The following is a 17,547-nucleotide window of genomic DNA, read 5'->3' on the forward strand; positions in this document are numbered from 1 at the left end:
GCGACATTCCATGACTGAACTAGGCTTGAAAGGGCCGTAGTTGTGGCAACCAGAACTCAATCCCCCCGAAACAATGGTGAATCCAATGACACGACAAACGCTGAGCTGGATGGCCCTTTTCACTGCGCTGGCGCTCCCGGGGGTGGCCTTGGCCGACCATGCGATGGAGAAGGGCGGGATGTTGGTCGATCATGCCGGCATGACCCTGTACACCTTCGACAAGGATGCGGGCGGCAAGTCGATGTGCAATGGCGAGTGCGCCACCAACTGGCCGCCGCTGATGGTCAAGGCCAATGACGAACCGGCCAAGGACAAGTGGACAGTGGTGATGCGCGATGATGGCAGCAAGCAGTGGGCCTATGACGGCAAGCCGCTGTACACCTTCGTCAAGGACAAGAAGGCCGGCGATATGACCGGTGACGGCATGAAGGACGTCTGGCACGTTGCCAAGCCTTGAGATTGCCGGGGCCGCTTTGCGGCCCATCGCCGGCAAGCCAGCTCCCACAGGTTATGCGCAAGCTGTAAAGGCAGCGCTGCACCTGTGGGAGCTGGCTTGCCGGCGATAGGGCCCTCAGCTTCAACGCAGTGCGTAATCCAATACTACCCCGATAAACACCAGCATCCCCGCCCAGTGATTGTGCAGAAACGCCTTGAAGCACGACTCCCGGTCCAGCTTGCGCGTCGACCAGTACTCCCAGGCAAAGCACGCCGCCGCGCCCAGCAGCCCCAGGTGGAACCAGCCACCCAGCTCGAAGCGGCTGCCGGCCAGCAACAGGCAGCCCAGCGATAGCAGCTGCAAGGTCAGGATGATGGTGCGGTCTGCGTCGCCGAACAGGATAGCGGTCGACTTCACGCCTATCTTCAGGTCGTCATCACGGTCGACCATGGCGTAGTAGGTGTCGTAACCCACCGTCCACAGCAGGTTGGCGATATACAGCAGCCAGGCGCTGGCCGGCAGCTCGCCACCCGCTGCGGTGAAGGCCATGGGAATGCCCCAGGAATACGCCGCCCCCAGCACCACCTGCGGGTAATAGGTGTAGCGCTTCATGAACGGGTAGCAGAACGCCAGTGCCACCGCACCGAACGACAGCCAAACCGTGTGGCTGTTGGTACACAGCACCAGCAGGAAGCTCACTCCGACCAGGATGGCGAACAGCGCCAGTGCTTCGCGCGGGCGGACCCGGCCGCTGGCCAGGGGGCGGTCGGCGGTACGTTTGACGTGGCCGTCCACCTTGCGGTCGGCAAAGTCGTTGATGCAGCAACCTGCGGCGCGCATCAGCACCACACCGAGGCCGAAGATCAGCACGTTGGCCAGGGTTGGTGAACCGTTGCCGGCAATCCACACCGCCGACAAGGTTGGCCACAGCAGCAGGTAGATACCAATCGGCCGGTCCATGCGACTGAGCTGGACGAAGTCCCAGGCCCGTGGGTGCAGGCGGTTGAGCGACTTGAGCAGTTGCAGGTACATCAGCGGTTTTCCTCCTTGGCCGCTTGCCACAATGCTGGCAGAAACACCTCTGCCACCAGCAGGTCCAGGCCGCCACGTTCGAAGCGCGAACGGCGGCCCCACAGCGCCGCGTGGGCGGCTTCGCCCGGCAGCCAGGCCTGTGGATAACTGCACACCTCGATGGGGTGGCGGATGAACGCCTGGTCACAGAACAGCAACTCGCCCAGCGAACGGCTGCCCAGGGTTTCCAGGTCCAGCCCGCCGCGCTCCAAGGCGCTGCGGCTGGCGACGCTGCGGGCGAACACCCAGGGTTGGCCATGGCCGCGCAGGTACACCTCACGCACCCAGCCTTCGGCGCCAGCGGCGATGCCCAGTGCCTGGCATTCGTCATCGCGCAGCGGCTGCCAGCCCTCGAACAGCGGGGTGACGGAGAAATGATCGTTGGACAGGCGGGTCAGGCGGCGGGTCAGCGAGCCCTCGTCGAACAGCCAGTCAAGGGTGGGCTGGTCGATGTCGGTCGCCAGCTGTGAATACGGCAGCCACGCGACAGCGGCTGCTTGCGGGGATTCGTACGACACGTCGGTCTGCTTGTTACAACCAGAGAGGCGGCGAGCTTAGCATGATTGCCCCGACTGCTTGCATACTGCTGGCAGGGCCGCTACAAAGCCCCACGAATTGCGCGCTGGCCTCTTCGCGGGCGCGCCCGCTCCTACAGGTTATGCACAACTCCTGTGGGAGCGGGCATGCCCGCGAAGAGGCCATCAGCAGCAACACAACGCTCCAGCCTGAACCGAGGAAACCCACCCCCATGAAAAAGTGGCAATGTATTGTCTGTGGCCTGATCTACGACGAAGCCGAAGGCTGGCCAGACGACGGCATCGCCCCCGGCACCCGCTGGGAAGACGTGCCTGAAGACTGGCTGTGCCCCGACTGCGGCGTGGGCAAGAGCGACTTTGAAATGATCTCCATCGGCTAATCGAGGAAAGCACGACATGACGTCCCCTGTGGTAATCATCGGTACCGGCCTTGCGGGCTACAACCTGGCCCGTGAATTTCGCAAGCTCGATGCGCAGACGCCGCTGCTGCTGATCACCGCCGATGACGGTCGTTCCTACTCCAAGCCCATGCTGTCCACCGGCTTTGCCAAGCAGAAGGACGCCGACGGCCTGTGCATGGCCGAGCCGGGCGCCATGGCCGAGCAACTGAATGCCGAGATTCGCACCCATACCCGCATCAGCGGCATCGACCCGGGCCACAAGCGTTTGTGGATAGGTGAAGAGGCGGTGGAATACCGTGATCTGGTGCTGGCCTGGGGCGCGCAGACGGTGCAGGTGCCGATCGAAGGTGATGGCGGCGATCGAGTGTTCCCGATCAACGACTTGGAAGACTACGCGCGCTTCCGTGCCGCCGCCGTCGGCAAACAGCGCGTGCTGATCCTCGGTGCCGGCCTGATCGGCTGCGAATTCGCCAACGACATGAGCCTGGGCGGCTTCCAGGTCGATGTGGTAGCGCCGTGCGAGCAAGTCATGCCGACCCTGCTGCACCCGGCCGCTGCCACTGCCGTGCAGGCCGGGCTGGAAGGCCTGGGCGTGCGCTTTCACCTCGGCCCGGTACTGACCCGCCTGCAGCAGGTGGCCCAGGGCCTGGAGGCGCACCTGTCCGACGGCAGCGTGATCGCCTGCGACCTGGTGGTTTCGGCCATCGGCCTGCGCCCGCGCACCGACCTGGCCGCAGCCGCTGGCCTGCAGACCAACCGCGGCGTTTGCGTGGACCGCCAGTTGCGCACGTCCCACGCCAACATCTTTGCCCTTGGCGACTGTGCCGAAGTCGATGGCATCAACCTGCTCTATGTGATGCCGCTGATGAGCTGTGCCCGGGCCCTGGCGCAAACCCTGGCCGGCAAGCCGACAACGGTCGCCTACGGGCCGATGCCGATCACCGTGAAAACCCCGGCCTGCCCGCTGGTGGTCTCGCCGCCGCCCCAGGGCCACGAAGGCACCTGGCAGGTAGAGGGGCAGGGCAGTGACCTCAAGGTGCTCTGCCTTGATGCAGGGTGCAAGCTGCTGGGCTACGCCCTCACCGGGGCGGCCGTGATGGAGAAGCTGGCCCTGAATCGCCAGCTGCCGGCCGTGATGGCGTAAATAGCTGGCGTTCTGTCGGATTTATCCTGTTGTTGCTTGCACAATGGCCGCCCAGATACTGGCGCGGCCCCTGTGCACGTGCCATCCTCACTTCCGTCTGCCGCAGATTAGAGCCTGCGGTGCCTTGAGCGCTGCTCCCAGGGCAGCACGGCATAACAACAAGAATTCCGTCAAAGAGGCTTCACTATGCGCAAACCAGAACTCGCCGCCGTCATCGCCGAAAAGGCCGATCTGACCAAGGAAAAGGCCAATCAGGTTTTGAACGCGATTCTCGACAGCATCACGGGTGCCCTGGACAAGGACACCGTGACCCTGGTCGGTTTCGGCACCTTCGAAAAACGTCATCGCGGTGCGCGTACCGGCAAGAACCCGCAAACCGGTGAACCGGTCAAGATCAAGGCCAGCAATACCGTGGCTTTCAAGCCAGGCAAGAACCTGCGCGACAGCGTCAACGCCCCCGTCAAGCCGGCCAAGAAAGGCAAGTGATCGCTCCCTGACAACCCCAGTGTCAGCCAAGCGGGCGCCCCAGGGCGCCCGTTGTGCTTTCTGCAGGCAAAATGTTTCGAACTTGCATAAACAGTTCCGGAAAAGGATAGACTGCGCGCCTTAGTCACTTTTAATTCGAGGCGCGTTGATGAAGTTCCGCTTTCTTCTCTGGGCCATGGGGCTGTTGATGGCCAGGGCCAGCCGCAACAACCCGGCGTTCCAGCAGCAGCTCAAGGGCAAGGACCTGGTGTTCCAGATGCAGACCCTGGACGGCAAGGTCGCCCGGCACTTCATCGTCAACAACGAACGCGTCAGCAGCAAGGGCGGCGCGCACCCGCAGCCGGCGTTCGCCATTGCCTTCAAGGACGCCGCCTATGGCTTCGCCACCATGCAGGCAGGTAACAAGCAGTTGGCGTTCATGCAGGGGATTCAGGACAAGCACATCCAGATCAAGGGCAACCCGGCGCTGGTGATGTGGTTCCAGGGGTTGATGAAGTACCTGAAACCGAAGAAGAAGGGCTGAAATTGTAGGGGCTGCTTTGCAGCCCAATCGCCGGCAAGCCAGCTCCCACAGGTTCGACACAGGCCTGAGGGCAGTGCTATCCCTGTGGGAGCTGGCTTGCCGGCGATGGGGCCGCAAAGCGGCCCCATTTGATATCAGTGAGGTGGGTGGAACTGCGAAGCCAGCTCACGCAGCAGGCTCTCTGCCTCGAGCACCTTGTTCACCACATCCTCGGCCTTGTCCCGGGTAATCCCCAGCCGCTCCAGCAACTCGTCTGGAATCTCCTGCTGCGGCCCCGAGCCAATCCCCCGCGAGCGCAGCAGGCGGGTGGCCAGGCACACCAGGTTGGGGAACGCCGAAAACTCGCCGTCATAGGCCGGGTCGTGCTGGAAGCGCAGCGCGGTGGACAGTTCTTCCGGCATGTCCCACAGCTTCATCAACCAGGCACCGATCTGCTCGCGGCTGATGCCCAGCAGGTGTTGTTCCACGTAGGTGTGGCACAGGTGCGGGTTGACCTCCAGGTGGCGGCAGATCAGCGAGAAGTGTGGCGGGAAAACGTGCGCCAACAGCAGGTAGCCAAAGTTGTGCAGCAGCCCGGCCAGGTAGGTCAGGCCGGCCTCGGGGCGCTCGGCCCGTGGCATGGCGCGGGTCAGGCCTTCGATGATCGCGGCGGTGTAGATCGACTGCTGCCAGTACGGCGTGGCCTGTTGAGGGTGGTCTTTCGGCAGGCTCAGGGTCTTGCCCAGCGCCAGGCCCAGGGCCAGGTTGATCACCAGGTCGAAGCCCAGCACACGCACGATGGCATCTTCCACCGAGCGGATCTTGCCAGGTGAGGCGTAGTAGGGCGATGCCGCCCAGCTCACCACCTGTGCTGCCAGCGCCGGGTCGGTTTCGACCACGCCGGTGATATCGTCGATGCTGGCGTTGGGGTCTACCCGCAGCTTGATGATCTTTTGCGCGGTGTCGGCCAGCGGCGGGATTTCGATGGTTTCTTCCAGGCGCTTCTGGATGCGCCGGGCAGTGAAGGCCTGGACAGCGTTGGTGATTTCCCGGGTGTCATCATCGGGGCGGTCGAGGTTGGGGCTGATGGCCTCGACTTCCTGGCCGAAACTGCTGGCGCTGGCCTTGACCAGCATGCGCTTGAAGTGCGCGCGTTCGATTTCCAGCAGCAGGCCGGCTTCGCCAGACTGGATCAACACTTTATCGGCGTCGAGCAGGCTCTTTTCGTACTGGCACGGCGAGCTGGTCAGCGCCGGGATGCCCGGCAGGGCCTTGAGCTGGTGCTTGTCCAGCATCTGCTTCAGGCGCGGCACCGACACCGCGGTGAGCTTGCGCCCGGTCAGTTCGGCCAGACGGTTGAGGTCCAGCAGCTGGCTCTGCGGGAACAGCACCATCAGGGCGCCGACCTCGTCGTCGAGCAGCACGGCCTGTACCCGCGACGCTGCCAGCAGGTGCGGATGTTCGACCACCTCGCGGTAGGCCACGCCGAGTTTGTCGAGCAGCAGCCGGATGACCGAGGGAGCGTGTGGGGTTGCGGTGTCCAGGGCAACTTCAGTCATGGTCCGTATCCACTGATTCTTTTAAACGCGAAGTATAACCAGCCTGGGGGCAAAACTGGATCCATTATGGGACCAGCGTCACACTTGGCCATATTGCTGGCCATGACGCAACCAGCGATCGAGCAGTGGGCTGACGTGCTCCGGCCAGCGTGCGATCAGGGCCTGGGCGGCGTCGCGCACGGCCGGCAGCAGGTCGGCGTCGCGCATCAGGTCGGCGACCTTGAACTGCAACAGGCCGGTCTGGCGGGTGCCGAGCATCTCGCCTGGGCCACGCAGTTCCAGGTCTTTCTCGGCGATGATGAAGCCGTCGTTGGTTTCCCGCATGATCCCTAGGCGCTCGCGGCCGATCTGCGACAGTGGCGGGTGGTACAGCAGCACGCAATGGCTGACGGCGCTGCCCCGGCCAACCCGGCCGCGCAGCTGGTGCAACTGGGCCAGGCCCAGGCGCTCGGGGTTCTCGATGATCATCAGGCTGGCGTTGGGCACGTCCACGCCCACCTCGATGACCGTGGTGGCGACCAGCAACTGCAGGTTGCCGGCCTTGAACTCGGCCATGATCTCGGCCTTTTCCGCCGGCTTCATGCGCCCGTGGATCAGCCCCACCCGCAGCTCGCCCAGGGCGCTGCCCAGCTCCTCGTAGGTGCTTTCGGCGGCTTGGCAGGTAAGCTCTTCGGATTCTTCGATCAGGGTGCACACCCAATAGGCCTGGCGCCCTTCGGCGCAGGCGGCGCGCACCCGCTCGACCACTTCGAAGCGGCGGCTGTCGGCCACCAGCACGGTGTTCACCGGGGTACGCCCGGGTGGCAGCTCGTCGAGCACCGAGGTGTCCAGATCGGCATAGGCGCTCATGGCCAGGGTGCGCGGAATGGGCGTGGCGGTCATGATCAGCTGGTGCGGGCACAATTCCCCGGCCACGCCCTTCTTGCGCAGGGCCAGGCGTTGCTGCACGCCAAAACGGTGTTGTTCATCAATGATCGCCAGGGCCAGGTGCTTGAACTTCACCTCTTCCTGGAACAGCGCATGGGTGCCGACCACCATTGGCGCACCGTTGGCGATCTGCTCCAGGGCGGCTGCCCGAGCCTTGCCCTTGAGCTTGCCGGCCAGCCAGGCCACTTCGATGCCCAGCGGTTCGAGCCAGCGCTTGAAGGTGATGTAGTGCTGTTCGGCGAGGATCTCGGTGGGCGCCATCAAGGCCACCTGGTAGCCGGCCTCCAGGGCCTGCAGTGCGGCCAGGGCGGCGACCACGGTCTTGCCGGCACCCACATCGCCCTGCACCAGGCGCATCATCGGCTCGTGCTGGCTGAGGTCGTAGGCAATTTCGTTGGCCACCCGCTGCTGCGCGCCGGTCGGCTGGAAGCCCAGGTTGGCCAGGTACCGCGCCTGCAGGCTCTGGGCCTTGGGCAGCACTGGCGCGCGCAGGCTGCGCAGGCTTTCGCGCAGGCGTTGCTGCGACAGCTGGTGGGTCAGCAGTTCTTCGAAGGCCAGGCGGTGCTGGGCCCAGTGCTGGCCTTCGGCAAGCTCGTCGAGGTCGGCGTCGGCCGGCGGGTTGTGCAGGTAGCGGATGGCATCGTCCAGCGGCGCCAACTGGTAGTCCCGGGCCAGTTCGTCGGGCAGCCAGTCCGGCAGGCTGCGCGGGCCGAGCAGGCCCAGGCTCTGCTGGCACAGCAGGCGCAGGCGTTGCTGGGTAAGGCCTTCGGTGGACGGGTAGATCGGCGTCAGGGTCTGCTCGACCGGTGGCGGCGGCTCGTCGCCGTTCAGTGCGCGGTACTCCGGGTGGTAGATTTCCAGGCCCGAGGCGCCGGGGCGGGCCTCGCCGTAGCAGCGCAGGTGGGTGCCACGCTTGAGGCCTTCCTTCTGCGCGTTGCTGAAGTGGTAGAAGCGCAGGCTCAGCACGCCGCTGCCGTCACCCAGGCGCACCACCAGGCTGCGGCGCTTGCCCATGGTCACGTCGGCGCCGCTGACCACGCCCTCGATCACCGCGTCCTGGCCAGGGCGCAGTTGGCCGATCGGCACCACGCGGGTGCGGTCCTGGTAGCGCAGGGGCAGGTGGAACAGCACATCCTGCAGGTTCTCCAGGCCGACCTTGGCGAGTTTCTCCGCCATGGCCTCGCCAACCCCCTTGAGTACCGTGACCGGGACCTTCGACAGCTCACTCATGACTCAGGCCGGTTGTTCCGCAGGGGCTTTGGCGACCGAGCACAGGCGGATCGAGTCGGCGAGGATCTCGATGGCCTTCGGCCGTGGGAAGCTGGCGCGCCAGGCGATGGCCACGGTGCGGAATGGTGCCGGTGCGGTCAGTGGGCGAACCTCGATGACGCCGGGGGCGTAGTGGTGGCTGTGCACCGCCGACAGCGGCAGGATCGACACGCCAAGGCCCGAGGCCACCATGTGGCGGATGGTTTCCAGCGAGCTGGACTCGACCGTGGTGTGCTTGGAGCCTTCACCGCCCTTGTTCAGCGTTGGGCAGGCTTCCAGCACCTGGTCGCGGAAGCAGTGGCCTTCACCGAGCAGCAACAGGCTCTTGTCGTTGAGCATGGCGGTGTCGATGGTCTTTTTCGCCGTCCACGGGTGGTCGGCCGGCATCAGGGCGCAGAACGGTTCATCGTACAGCGGCAGGGTCAGCACGTCGGCTTCGTTGAACGGCAGGGCGATGATCACCGCATCCAGTTCGCCGTTGCGCAGCTTTTCGCGCAGTACATGGGTGAAGTTCTCTTCGATGTACAGCGGCATCTGCGGCGCCACGCGGTGCAACTGAGGGATCAGGTGCGGGAACAGGTACGGGCCGACGGTGTAGATGGCACCGACCTTGAGCGGGGCGGTCAGCTGGTTCTTGCCGGCCTGGGCCAGCTCGCGAATGCCCTGGGCCTGCTCCAGTACCTTTTGCGCCTGGGCGACGATGCTTTCGCCGACCGGGGTCAGGCGGACCGCGCTCTTGCTGCGCTCGAAGATCAGCACGCCAAGCTCATCCTCGAGCTTCTTCACACCGACCGACAGGGTCGGCTGGCTCACGTGGCAGCGTTCGGCGGCATGGCCGAAGTGCTGTTCCTGGGCGAGTGTGACGATGTAGCGTAATTCTGTGAGGGTCATAACGTGCGTCCATGAAGTTGCGAGCCCAGCATAGCGGCTGCAATCGATAGACGCACGTTATCAGACTTGCCGATTTGTGACAGAAACAAAAGTCTCAGCGGCGGTCCAGCGAGTAGACGAACGGTGCCACGACTTCGATCGTGCCATTGTTCAGCAACTCGGGTGGCGGCTTGGGTACCGTGCCGGCCCGACGGATCATTTCCAGCGTCGCCCGGTCCAGGGCGGCACTACCCGAGCCACCGGCCATGGAGTACGACACCACCTTGCCTTCGGCGTCGACCACGAAGCGCAGGCGGTTGATGCCCTGCAGACCGCGACGGCGCGCGTCTTCCGGGTAACGCTTGTACTTGGCCAGGTGACGCAGCAGGTCGCTCTGCCAGGTCGGCAGGGCGTTGCTGTTGGACGCAATGCTTGGCGCCGGTGCCGCGGACTTCTGCGGCGGCGTGTTGCTGGGCGGTGCGTCTACCGTTTGTTCGGTCGGCGGTGCTTCCTTCGGCGGCTCAGGCTTTTTCTCGGGCTTGGGCGGCTGTGGCTTGGCCTTCGGCTTGGGCGGCTTGGGAATGGCGATCTTGGGCTTGGGTGCCTCGGCCAGCTTCGGCAGCGGCGGTTCCTCGACCGGTGCCGGTGGCTGCGGCGCCGCTTTCGGGGGCGGTGGTGGCGCAGGCTCCGGCAATGGCGCCAGCTCGACCATCATGGCTGCCGGTGGCAGTTCGATGGCCTGGGGCACCGACCAGTTGAGCGTCAGCAGCACGGCGACCACGTGCACGCCCAGCACGATCGCCAGGCTGCCACCGTAGCGCGCCATGTTAGAGCGCGTTCTTGTCATTTCTTGGCTGCCGTCTCGAGACCTACCAGACCGACTTTCAGGTAGCCGGCCGCGCGCATGTTGTTCATCACTTCCATCAGGTCACCGTAATCCACGCCTTTGTCAGCCTGGAAGAAGATGGTGGTTTCCTTGTCGCCCTTGGTCTTGGCATCGAGCATCGGGCCAAGCTGGTCGGGGGCAGGGACCTGATCGTCGCCGACGTACAGCTTCTGGTCGGCCTTGACGCTGACGAACACCGGTTTCTCGGGCCTCGGCGCCGGCTTGGCGGTCGAGGCCGGCAGGTCGACCTTGATGTCGACCGTGGCCAAGGGGGCTGCGACCATGAAGATGATCAGCAGCACCAGCATCACGTCGATGAACGGCGTAACGTTGATTTCGTGGTTTTCGGCGAGGTCGTCGCCACCTTCGTTGAGATGCAGGCCCATGGCTTACCCCACTTTCACCATGTGCGGGGCAACACGCTCGCTGCCTTGGTGGTCCAGGTCACGGCTGACCAGCAGCAGCACCTGGGCGGAGGCGTCGGACACCTGGGCCTTGTAGCCGGCGATGGAGCGGGCGAAGACGTTGTAGATGACCACGGCCGGGATTGCGGCGACCAGGCCCAGGGCGGTGGCCAGCAGGGCCTCGGCGATACCCGGGGCAACCACGGCCAGGTTGGTGGTCTGGGTCTTGGCGATGCCGATGAAGCTGTTCATGATGCCCCATACGGTACCGAACAGGCCGACGAATGGCGCAGTGGAGCCGATGGTGGCGAGTACGCCGGTGCCGCTGCTCATGGTGCGGCCGCTGGCGTGTACCAGGCGCTCCAGGCGGAAGCTGACGCGCTCCTTGATGCCTTCTTTTTCGCGGGCATTGGCCGACAGGCGCATCTCTTCGAGCGCGTCGTGGACCAGGGTGTGGGCCAGGGTGCCTTCCTTGTTGGAAACGTCGCTGGCTTCCTTGAGGCTGGCGGATTTCTTCAGCAGGGCGATTTCACCACGCAGGCGACGCTTGGCGCCCATCAGCTCGAAGCCTTTGGCGATCCAGATGGTCCAGGTGATGATGGAGGCGATGGCCAGGCCGATCATCACCGCCTTTACCACCACGTCGGCGTTCTTGTACATGCCCCATGGGGACAGGTCGTGGGCCATGCCCAGCGAGGTGTCTTCAACCAGGGCTTCGACGCTCGGGTCTGCAGCGACCGGGGCATCAACCGGGGTGGCGGCAACTGCGTCGGCAGCCGGTGCTGCGGCTGGGGCAGCGGCCGGCGCAGCTGGTGCGGTAGCGGCAGCAGGCGTGGCAGCATTGGCGGTTGGCTCATCGGCCATGGCCACCGGGGCCAGCACCAGGCTGAGCGTCAGCGCGGCGATGGCGCGCCAGGCGCGCGACGGGGTTGGCGAAGCGGAAGGTTGAGTACGTGTCATGCTGGCCGGACCTGATGAAGAATAAAGTGAACGTTCTCCAAGGCCTCGAGGTAGGCCGAGAACAATTTGGCGGCCATTATTGCAAGTAATTCTTGTTAACAAAAGTAATCTTGTTGCTTTTTTCACCTATGGTCTAGCCATCCATCGTGTAGCGTGGTCTGGCTGATCAATTGGTCTAGGGAGTTCAGAGATGTCAGACCTTTCCGTGATGGTGGTGGGATGTGGTGATGTAGGCGGGCGTCTTGCCCGGCAGATGCTTGCGCGCGGCTGGCAGGTGAGCGGCCTGCGTCGCTCGGTCGGGCAGTTGCCTGCGGGGGTCGTGCCGGTGGCGGCGGACTTGTCCGAGTCATCGATCCCCGACGCCTGGCCGCAGCGTGCGCCGGACTACCTGGTGTATTGCGTGGCGGCCAGCCAGCACGACGAGGCGGGTTACCAGGCAGCCTATGTCGACGGTTTGCGCCATGTGCTGGGTTGGCTGGCCGAGCGCGGCCAACGCCCACGGCGCCTGCTGTTCGTGTCCAGCAGCAGCGTGTATGCACAGAAGGACGGCGAGTGGATCGAAGAAGGCGCGGCCACCGAGCCTGAAGGTTATTCCGGGCGGTTGATGCTGGAGGCTGAGCGGCTGGCGCTGGCCAGCGGTATCCCGGCCAGCGTGGTGCGCCTGACCGGCATCTATGGCCCCGGCCGCGAGTGGCTGCTCAGTCAGGTGCGCCAGGGCTACCGCGTGGCCGAGGAGCCACCGCTGTATGGCAACCGCATCCATGCCGAGGATGCCGCCAGCCTGTTGGCGTTCCTGTTGCAGGCCGACGCCGACGGCAAGGTGCTCGACGACTGCTACATCGGCGTCGACGACGACCCGGCACCGCTGGCCGACGTGGTGACCTGGCTGCGGGCGTACATGGGGGTAACCGAGTGGTCGGATGAGCAGCGAGTGCGGCGTACCGGCAGCAAGCGCTGCAGTAATGCCCGGGCGCGGGCATTGGGCTGGGCGCCGGTGTATCCGAGTTACAGGGAAGGCTATGCCGCAATCCTGAAAGGCGTGCGCTGAGTCTACCGGCCTCTTCGCGGGTAAACCCGCTCCCACAGGTGCGCCGCTGGTTTCAAGCCTGGCGGTGTGCCTGTGGGAGCGGGTTTACCCGCGAAGAGGCCGGTGAGTTCGACCACGATTTCAGCAGGCTTCAGTCCAGTTCCAACATCCACTGGCGCTTGCCGGCCGCCAACACTGGCATTTCATCCGGCTGCGCGCGGTTCACCGCCTGGAAGATCTCCAGCTTGTCGCCATCGCGCTTGAGGATGAACGGCGCGCCACGCTGGTTACGCTCCAGCCACAGGCTGTCATTGCTGCCACCCATGGTCGCGCAATCACCCGCCAGGCACAGGGCGAAACGGTCTGGCCCTGGCAGGCCGGTGACGTTGCCGGTGTCGCCGAAGCGCACGCTGGCACCTTTGCCCTGGCCTTCGATGATCTTCCAGTTGCCGCCCAGATAGGCCTGGTACAGGGCTTTCTCGAAGCTGCTGCCCAGTGGCGCATTGGTCGCCGCCGGTGCTTTGGCGCGCACGAAGGTCTGCTTGCCGCCGCTTTGATCGACCGCCTGCAGTTCGTCGCCATCGAGCGACAGCTGTTCGGTCTGGCCGCCCTGGAAGCTGGCCTGCCATTGCTTGTCGGTGGCGCTCAGCTGGCCGTCGGCCGCTTCGAAACCATTGCTGTAGCTGGCCTGTTGGCTGGCGACGTCGAGCTTCCACTCGAACACCGGCCCGTGCTCATTGAGCGCCTGACGCAGGCTGCCGCCCTTGACGGCCGCATTGATGGCGTCCTGGTTGATCCAGGTGCCGTTGAAATCTTCGGGTTTGTGGCTGGCGCAGCCGCCCAGAAGCAGGGCTGCCAGCGCGAGGGGCAGTGCTTGACGCATGACGGGGTAACCTTGCAGAGAAGGGAAGGTGACGGGCAGGGCGCCCGTCACCGGGGGCATCATTCGATGACCAGGATGGCGTCCATTTCGACCTGGGCGCCTTTCGGCAGCGCGGCAACGCCGATGGCGGCGCGGGCCGGGTAAGGCTGCTCGAAGTAGCGGCCCATCACCTCGTTGACCTTGGCGAAGTGGCTCAGGTCGGTGAGGAAGATGTTCAGCTTGACGATGTCCTTGAACGAACCGCCAGCGGCTTCAGCCACGGCCTTGAGGTTCTCGAACACCTGTACGGTCTGGGCTTCGAAGCCTTCGACCAGCTCCATGGTCTTCGGGTCCAGCGGGATCTGGCCCGACATGTACACGGTGTTGCCGGCCTTGATCGCCTGCGAGTAGGTGCCGATGGCGGCAGGGGCCTTGTCGCTGTTGATGACGGTCTTGCTCATGATGACTCCTTGCGGTTGGCGGACTACGTACGCATGCGGGTGATGCGGACCACACCGGTCAGGGTACGCAGCTTCTTGATCACACGCGCCAGGTGCACGCGGTCGTGCACGCTGACCACCAGTTGGACCACGCTGATACGGCCGTCGCGTTCGTCCATGCTGATCTTCTCGATGTTGCCGTCGGCGGCGTTGACACTGCTGGCCAGCAGGGCAATCAGGCCGCGCTGGTGCTCCAGTTCGACACGCAACTCGACATTGAATTCACCGGTGATGTCCTTGGCCCAGGAGAGCTGTACGCACTTCTCCGGGTTGTGGCGGATTTCACTGATGTTGCGGCAGTTTTCCAGGTGCACGACCATGCCCTTGCCGGCTGACAGGTGGCCGACGATCGGGTCGCCCGGGATCGGCGTGCAGCACTTGGCGTAGCTCAGCACCAGGCCTTCGGTACCGCGGATCGCCAGCGGGCCTTCCGGTGCCGGCAACTGCTCGCCTTCGGCCGACAGCAGGCGGCGCGCGACCACGTAGGCCATGCGGTTGCCCAGGCCGATGTCTTCGAGCAGGTCTTCGATCAGCTCCAGGCGGTACTCGGCGAGAATCGCCTGTATACGCTCCTGGGGGATCATCTCAAGGCTGCTGTCGAAGCCGGTGAGCACCTTGTTCAGCAGGCGTTCGCCCAGGCTGATGGACTCGGAGCGGCGCTGCTGCTTGAGCGCGTGGCGGATGTGCGTGCGCGCCTTGCCGGTAACCACGAAGTTGAGCCAGGCCGGGTTCGGCCGTGCGCCCGGGGCGCTGACGATTTCCACCGTCGAGCCGCTTTGCAGCGGTTCGGACAGCGGCGCCAGGCGGCGGTTGATGCGGCAGGCGATGCAGCTGTTGCCGACGTCGGTGTGCACCGCATAGGCGAAGTCGACCGCCGTGGAGCCTTTGGGCAGCTCCATGATGCGGCCTTTGGGCGTGAACACGTAGACCTCGTCCGGGAACAGGTCGATCTTCACGCTTTCGATGAATTCCAGCGAGTTGCCGGCACGTTGCTGCAGCTCGAGGATGCCCTTGACCCACTGGCGGGCGCGGGCGTGGCTGCCCTTGGGCTGCTCGTCGTCGTTGGATTTGTACAGCCAGTGCGCGGCGATGCCGTTGTTGGCCATCTCTTCCATCTCGCGGGTGCGGATCTGGATTTCGATGGGCACGCCGTGCATGCCGAACAGCGTGGTGTGCAACGACTGGTAGCCGTTGGCCTTGGGGATCGCGATGTAATCCTTGAAGCGACCGGGCAGCGGCTTGTACAGGTTGTGCACCGCACCGAGTACGCGGTAGCAGGTGTCGACCTTGTCGACGACGATGCGGAAGGCGTACACGTCCATGATCTCGTTGAAGGCGCGGCGCTTGCCGCGCATCTTCTTGTAGATGCCATAGAGGTGTTTCTGCCGGCCGCTGACCTCGCCCTCGATGCCGTCGGCGGCCAGGCAGTTGGCCAGCGAATGCTCGATCTTGGCGACGATCTCCTTGCGGTTGCCGCGAGCGCTTTTCACCGCACGGTGGATCAGCGACGAACGCATCGGGTGCATGGCCTTGAAGCCGAGGTCCTCGAACTCCACGCGCACGGTGTGCATGCCCAGGCGGTTGGCAATGGGGGCGTAGATCTCGAGGGTTTCCTTGGCGATGCGCCGGCGTTTTTCGCCGGACAGCACTTCCAGGGTGCGCATGTTGTGCAGGCGGTCGGCCAGCTTGACCAGGATCACGCGGATGTCGCGGGCCATGGCCATGGCCATCTTCTGGAAGTTTTCGGCCTGCGCCTCGGCTTTGGTCTCGAAGTTCATCTGGGTCAGCTTGCTGACCCCATCGACCAGTTCGGCCACGGTCTCGCCAAACTGCTGGCTGAGGGCTTCCTTGGCGATGCCGGTATCTTCGATCACGTCGTGCAGCATGGCCGCCATCAGGCTCTGATGGTCCATGTGCATGTCGGCGAGGATGCTGGCCACGGCCAGCGGGTGGGTCACGTAGGGCTCGCCACTGCGGCGGCGCTGCCCATCGTGGGCCTGTTCGGCGTAGAAATAGGCGCGCCGGACCAGGTTGACCTGTTCGGGGCCAAGATAGGTCGACAGCCGTTCGGCCAAGGCTTCTATACCCGGCATGGGTTCACCTCCTGCCGAGGAAGGGGGCCTTGCGCCGTGCGACGTCGACCTGGCATCAATCAGACAGCCTCGTTGTTCTCGTCCTCGAACGCGGCGAACACCGGATCCTCGGTGACGATCTCTTCAGCGGCGATGAACTCGTTGGTGACGATGCCTTCGGCGATTTCACGCAGGGCAACAACGGTCGGCTTGTCGTTTTCCCACGCAACGCGTGGCTCTTTGCCGCCGGTCGCCAGCTGGCGAGCGCGCTTGGTCGAGAGCATGACCAGCTCAAAGCGGTTATCCACGTGTTCCAGGCAGTCTTCAACAGTTACGCGGGCCATGGTCTTCCTCAGTAGCAATTGCGGTGGGCGTGCAGCCCAATAATGGGCAGGCGGACTCGATAGTTTAAAAAATCACCAGCCAATAGGGAAGCGCTGTTTTGTCGGGTAGATCGGTGTGGAGTTCTTCGCGGGCACGCCCGCTCCCACAAGTCCTGCACAGTTCTCACCGCCGCCGCTTTACCTGTGGGAGCGGGCGTGCCCGCGAAAAGGCCGGAACAGACCCTATCAATACTTGAACCTGACGATAACCTCAGAGCATCGCGTCACGCAACCGCGGGGTCAGCTCCTCGAACAGGGTCTGCACCGAGCGCAACGCCCGGCAGTCCGGCCGGGTCAGCAGCCACAGCTGGGTGTCGCAACCCGGCAGCGGCCCGCTCAGCGCATCCACCCCGGGCAGCGCGTGCACCATGTAGTCCGGCAACGCTGCCACGCCGAGCCCGGCCGTGACCAGCTGGGCGATGGTCGACATGCCGCTGCACTGGTAGCGCGGGCTCAAGCCCGGGTGCTGCTGGTTGCGCCAGACCACCGTGGGGTGGTCCTGCATCGAGTCGTCGGGGGCGATCCACGGCACGCTGGCAGGTGACTCGGCCAGGCGCTCGCGCCACTGCGGCTGGCCGCAGACCACGTAGGAGGTGGACCCCAGGTTGCGGCCCACCAGGTGCTCCGGCGGCGTGTTGGTCAGGCGCAGGGCAATGTCGGCATCGCGCCGGCTGAGGTTGGCGAAGGTGTTGGAGGTACCCATCTCCAGCGACAAGGCCGGGTAGTTGGGCATGAACTCGGCCAGCGCCGGCAGCAGCAGGCTGTGCATCACCGCCTCGGTACAGGTCAGGCGCACGGTGCCGCTGACCACCTGCTCGCCACTGGTCATGGCGATGCGCGCCGCCTCCAGCGCCTGCTCGGCGCGTTCGGCCTGCTCGGCCAGGGCCTGGGCGGTGTCGGTCGGCAGGTAGCCTTTGCGGCTCTTGACGAACAAGGCTGTGCCCAGCGCCGACTCCAGCCGGCGGATCGAGCGGAACACCGTCGAAACATCGACCTTGAGCAACTCGGCAGCCTTGGCCAGCGAGCGGCCACGTTCCAGGGCCAGGACCAGGGAGAGGTCGGCATGGGTAATCTGATATTGCATTGGTGCACGCTCTGCTTGCCGAATTGCCAATGTCTGTTGCGTTTTGGCCATTTTATAGTGAAACGGCCCCCGGGAATCAATGCGCCCGGTCGGGTAACCAATCCCCACGATGGGAAAGTGAAAAGAACAACAGCTGCAACCATCGTCGCCCGTGAGGCGCCAGCCGTA

At 64.6% G+C, this 17,547-nt stretch carries 19 protein-coding genes; 6 read left to right on the forward strand and 13 right to left on the reverse strand.

What is annotated here, in order from left to right; all coding sequences use genetic code 11:
* Positions 1-85: 85 nt before the first annotated feature.
* Positions 86-457, forward strand: a complete 372-nt coding sequence (locus CAG22_RS00410) for a hypothetical protein (RefSeq protein WP_075046770.1) — start codon at positions 86-88, stop codon at positions 455-457.
* Positions 458-577: 120 nt separating this feature from the next.
* Here CAG22_RS00410 and ubiA read toward each other — a convergent pair whose 3' ends face one another.
* Positions 578-1,468, reverse strand: coding sequence for a 4-hydroxybenzoate octaprenyltransferase (ubiA, locus tag CAG22_RS00415; protein WP_085703973.1), 891 nt, complete (start codon positions 1,466-1,468; stop codon positions 578-580).
* Complete coding sequence (locus CAG22_RS00420; RefSeq protein WP_085691514.1) at positions 1,468-2,025, reverse strand: chorismate lyase; 558 nt, start codon at positions 2,023-2,025, stop codon at positions 1,468-1,470. Before CAG22_RS00420 ends, ubiA begins: the two co-directional genes overlap by 1 nt.
* A 230-nt stretch (positions 2,026-2,255) precedes the next feature.
* On the opposite strand from CAG22_RS00420, the gene CAG22_RS00425 reads away from it, so the two are divergent.
* The 4 genes from CAG22_RS00425 (at position 2,256) to CAG22_RS00440 (ending at position 4,597) form a co-directional block, all read left to right on the forward strand.
* Positions 2,256-2,423, forward strand: a complete 168-nt coding sequence (locus CAG22_RS00425; protein ID WP_003253349.1) for a rubredoxin — start codon at positions 2,256-2,258, stop codon at positions 2,421-2,423.
* 16 nt (positions 2,424-2,439) lie between these two features.
* Positions 2,440-3,588 (forward strand): NAD(P)/FAD-dependent oxidoreductase, encoded by a 1,149-nt coding sequence (locus CAG22_RS00430; RefSeq protein ID WP_085703975.1) that lies wholly within the window; start codon positions 2,440-2,442, stop codon positions 3,586-3,588.
* Positions 3,589-3,774: 186 nt separating this feature from the next.
* Positions 3,775-4,074 carry an HU family DNA-binding protein gene (locus CAG22_RS00435; protein ID WP_013974808.1) on the forward strand — a complete coding sequence of 100 codons (300 nt, stop codon included), beginning with the start codon at positions 3,775-3,777 and terminating at the stop codon, positions 4,072-4,074.
* Between the two features lie 148 nt (positions 4,075-4,222).
* Positions 4,223-4,597: an SCP2 sterol-binding domain-containing protein gene (locus tag CAG22_RS00440; protein ID WP_025341122.1), complete on the forward strand. Its 375-nt coding sequence runs from the start codon at positions 4,223-4,225 to the stop codon at positions 4,595-4,597.
* Positions 4,598-4,731: 134 nt separating this feature from the next.
* Here CAG22_RS00440 and CAG22_RS00445 read toward each other — a convergent pair whose 3' ends face one another.
* The 6 genes from CAG22_RS00445 to exbB all read right to left on the reverse strand — a co-directional run bounded on the left by CAG22_RS00445 (position 4,732) and on the right by exbB (position 11,451).
* Entirely contained in the window at positions 4,732-6,135 is a 1,404-nt protein-coding gene (locus tag CAG22_RS00445; protein ID WP_085703977.1) for an aminoacyl-tRNA deacylase and HDOD domain-containing protein, read from the reverse strand.
* A gap of 78 nt (positions 6,136-6,213) precedes the next feature.
* On the reverse strand, positions 6,214-8,292 hold the full coding sequence (recG, locus tag CAG22_RS00450) for an ATP-dependent DNA helicase RecG (RefSeq protein WP_085703979.1): 2,079 nt from the start codon (positions 8,290-8,292) through the stop codon (positions 6,214-6,216).
* Positions 8,293-8,295: 3 nt separating this feature from the next.
* On the reverse strand, positions 8,296-9,222 hold the full coding sequence (locus tag CAG22_RS00455; protein ID WP_013974805.1) for a hydrogen peroxide-inducible genes activator: 927 nt from the start codon (positions 9,220-9,222) through the stop codon (positions 8,296-8,298).
* Between the two features lie 94 nt (positions 9,223-9,316).
* On the reverse strand, positions 9,317-10,048 hold the full coding sequence (locus CAG22_RS00460; RefSeq protein WP_085588821.1) for an energy transducer TonB: 732 nt from the start codon (positions 10,046-10,048) through the stop codon (positions 9,317-9,319).
* Positions 10,045-10,473, reverse strand: a complete 429-nt coding sequence (gene exbD / locus CAG22_RS00465) for a TonB system transport protein ExbD (protein WP_013974803.1) — start codon at positions 10,471-10,473, stop codon at positions 10,045-10,047. Before exbD ends, CAG22_RS00460 begins: the two co-directional genes overlap by 4 nt.
* A 3-nt stretch (positions 10,474-10,476) precedes the next feature.
* Positions 10,477-11,451 (reverse strand): tonB-system energizer ExbB, encoded by a 975-nt coding sequence (exbB, locus tag CAG22_RS00470; RefSeq protein WP_085703981.1) that lies wholly within the window; start codon positions 11,449-11,451, stop codon positions 10,477-10,479.
* Positions 11,452-11,641: 190 nt separating this feature from the next.
* On the opposite strand from exbB, the gene CAG22_RS00475 reads away from it, so the two are divergent.
* On the forward strand, positions 11,642-12,499 hold the full coding sequence (locus tag CAG22_RS00475) for an NAD-dependent epimerase/dehydratase family protein (protein WP_085703983.1): 858 nt from the start codon (positions 11,642-11,644) through the stop codon (positions 12,497-12,499).
* Between the two features lie 130 nt (positions 12,500-12,629).
* Here the strand turns inward: CAG22_RS00475 and CAG22_RS00480 are convergent, their stop codons facing one another.
* The 5 genes from CAG22_RS00480 to CAG22_RS00500 form a co-directional block, all read right to left on the reverse strand.
* Positions 12,630-13,361: a hypothetical protein gene (locus CAG22_RS00480; protein WP_085703985.1), complete on the reverse strand. Its 732-nt coding sequence runs from the start codon at positions 13,359-13,361 to the stop codon at positions 12,630-12,632.
* 59 nt (positions 13,362-13,420) lie between these two features.
* Positions 13,421-13,801 (reverse strand): RidA family protein, encoded by a 381-nt coding sequence (locus CAG22_RS00485; RefSeq protein ID WP_009684531.1) that lies wholly within the window; start codon positions 13,799-13,801, stop codon positions 13,421-13,423.
* Positions 13,802-13,824: 23 nt separating this feature from the next.
* Positions 13,825-15,933 (reverse strand): bifunctional GTP diphosphokinase/guanosine-3',5'-bis pyrophosphate 3'-pyrophosphohydrolase, encoded by a 2,109-nt coding sequence (gene spoT, locus CAG22_RS00490; RefSeq protein WP_013974799.1) that lies wholly within the window; start codon positions 15,931-15,933, stop codon positions 13,825-13,827.
* Positions 15,934-15,992: 59 nt separating this feature from the next.
* The gene (rpoZ, locus tag CAG22_RS00495; RefSeq protein WP_003253383.1) at positions 15,993-16,256 is read right to left on the reverse strand and encodes a DNA-directed RNA polymerase subunit omega; all 264 of its coding nucleotides are present in this window, start codon (positions 16,254-16,256) and stop codon (positions 15,993-15,995) included.
* A 250-nt stretch (positions 16,257-16,506) separates the two neighbouring features.
* Positions 16,507-17,379 carry a LysR family transcriptional regulator gene (locus CAG22_RS00500; protein ID WP_013974798.1) on the reverse strand — a complete coding sequence of 291 codons (873 nt, stop codon included), beginning with the start codon at positions 17,377-17,379 and terminating at the stop codon, positions 16,507-16,509.
* Positions 17,380-17,547: the final 168 nt, after the last annotated feature.

This window comes from Pseudomonas sp. B8(2017), assembly GCF_002113575.1.
In the GTDB taxonomy this organism is placed as follows: Bacteria; Pseudomonadota; Gammaproteobacteria; order Pseudomonadales; family Pseudomonadaceae; genus Aquipseudomonas; species Aquipseudomonas putida_Z.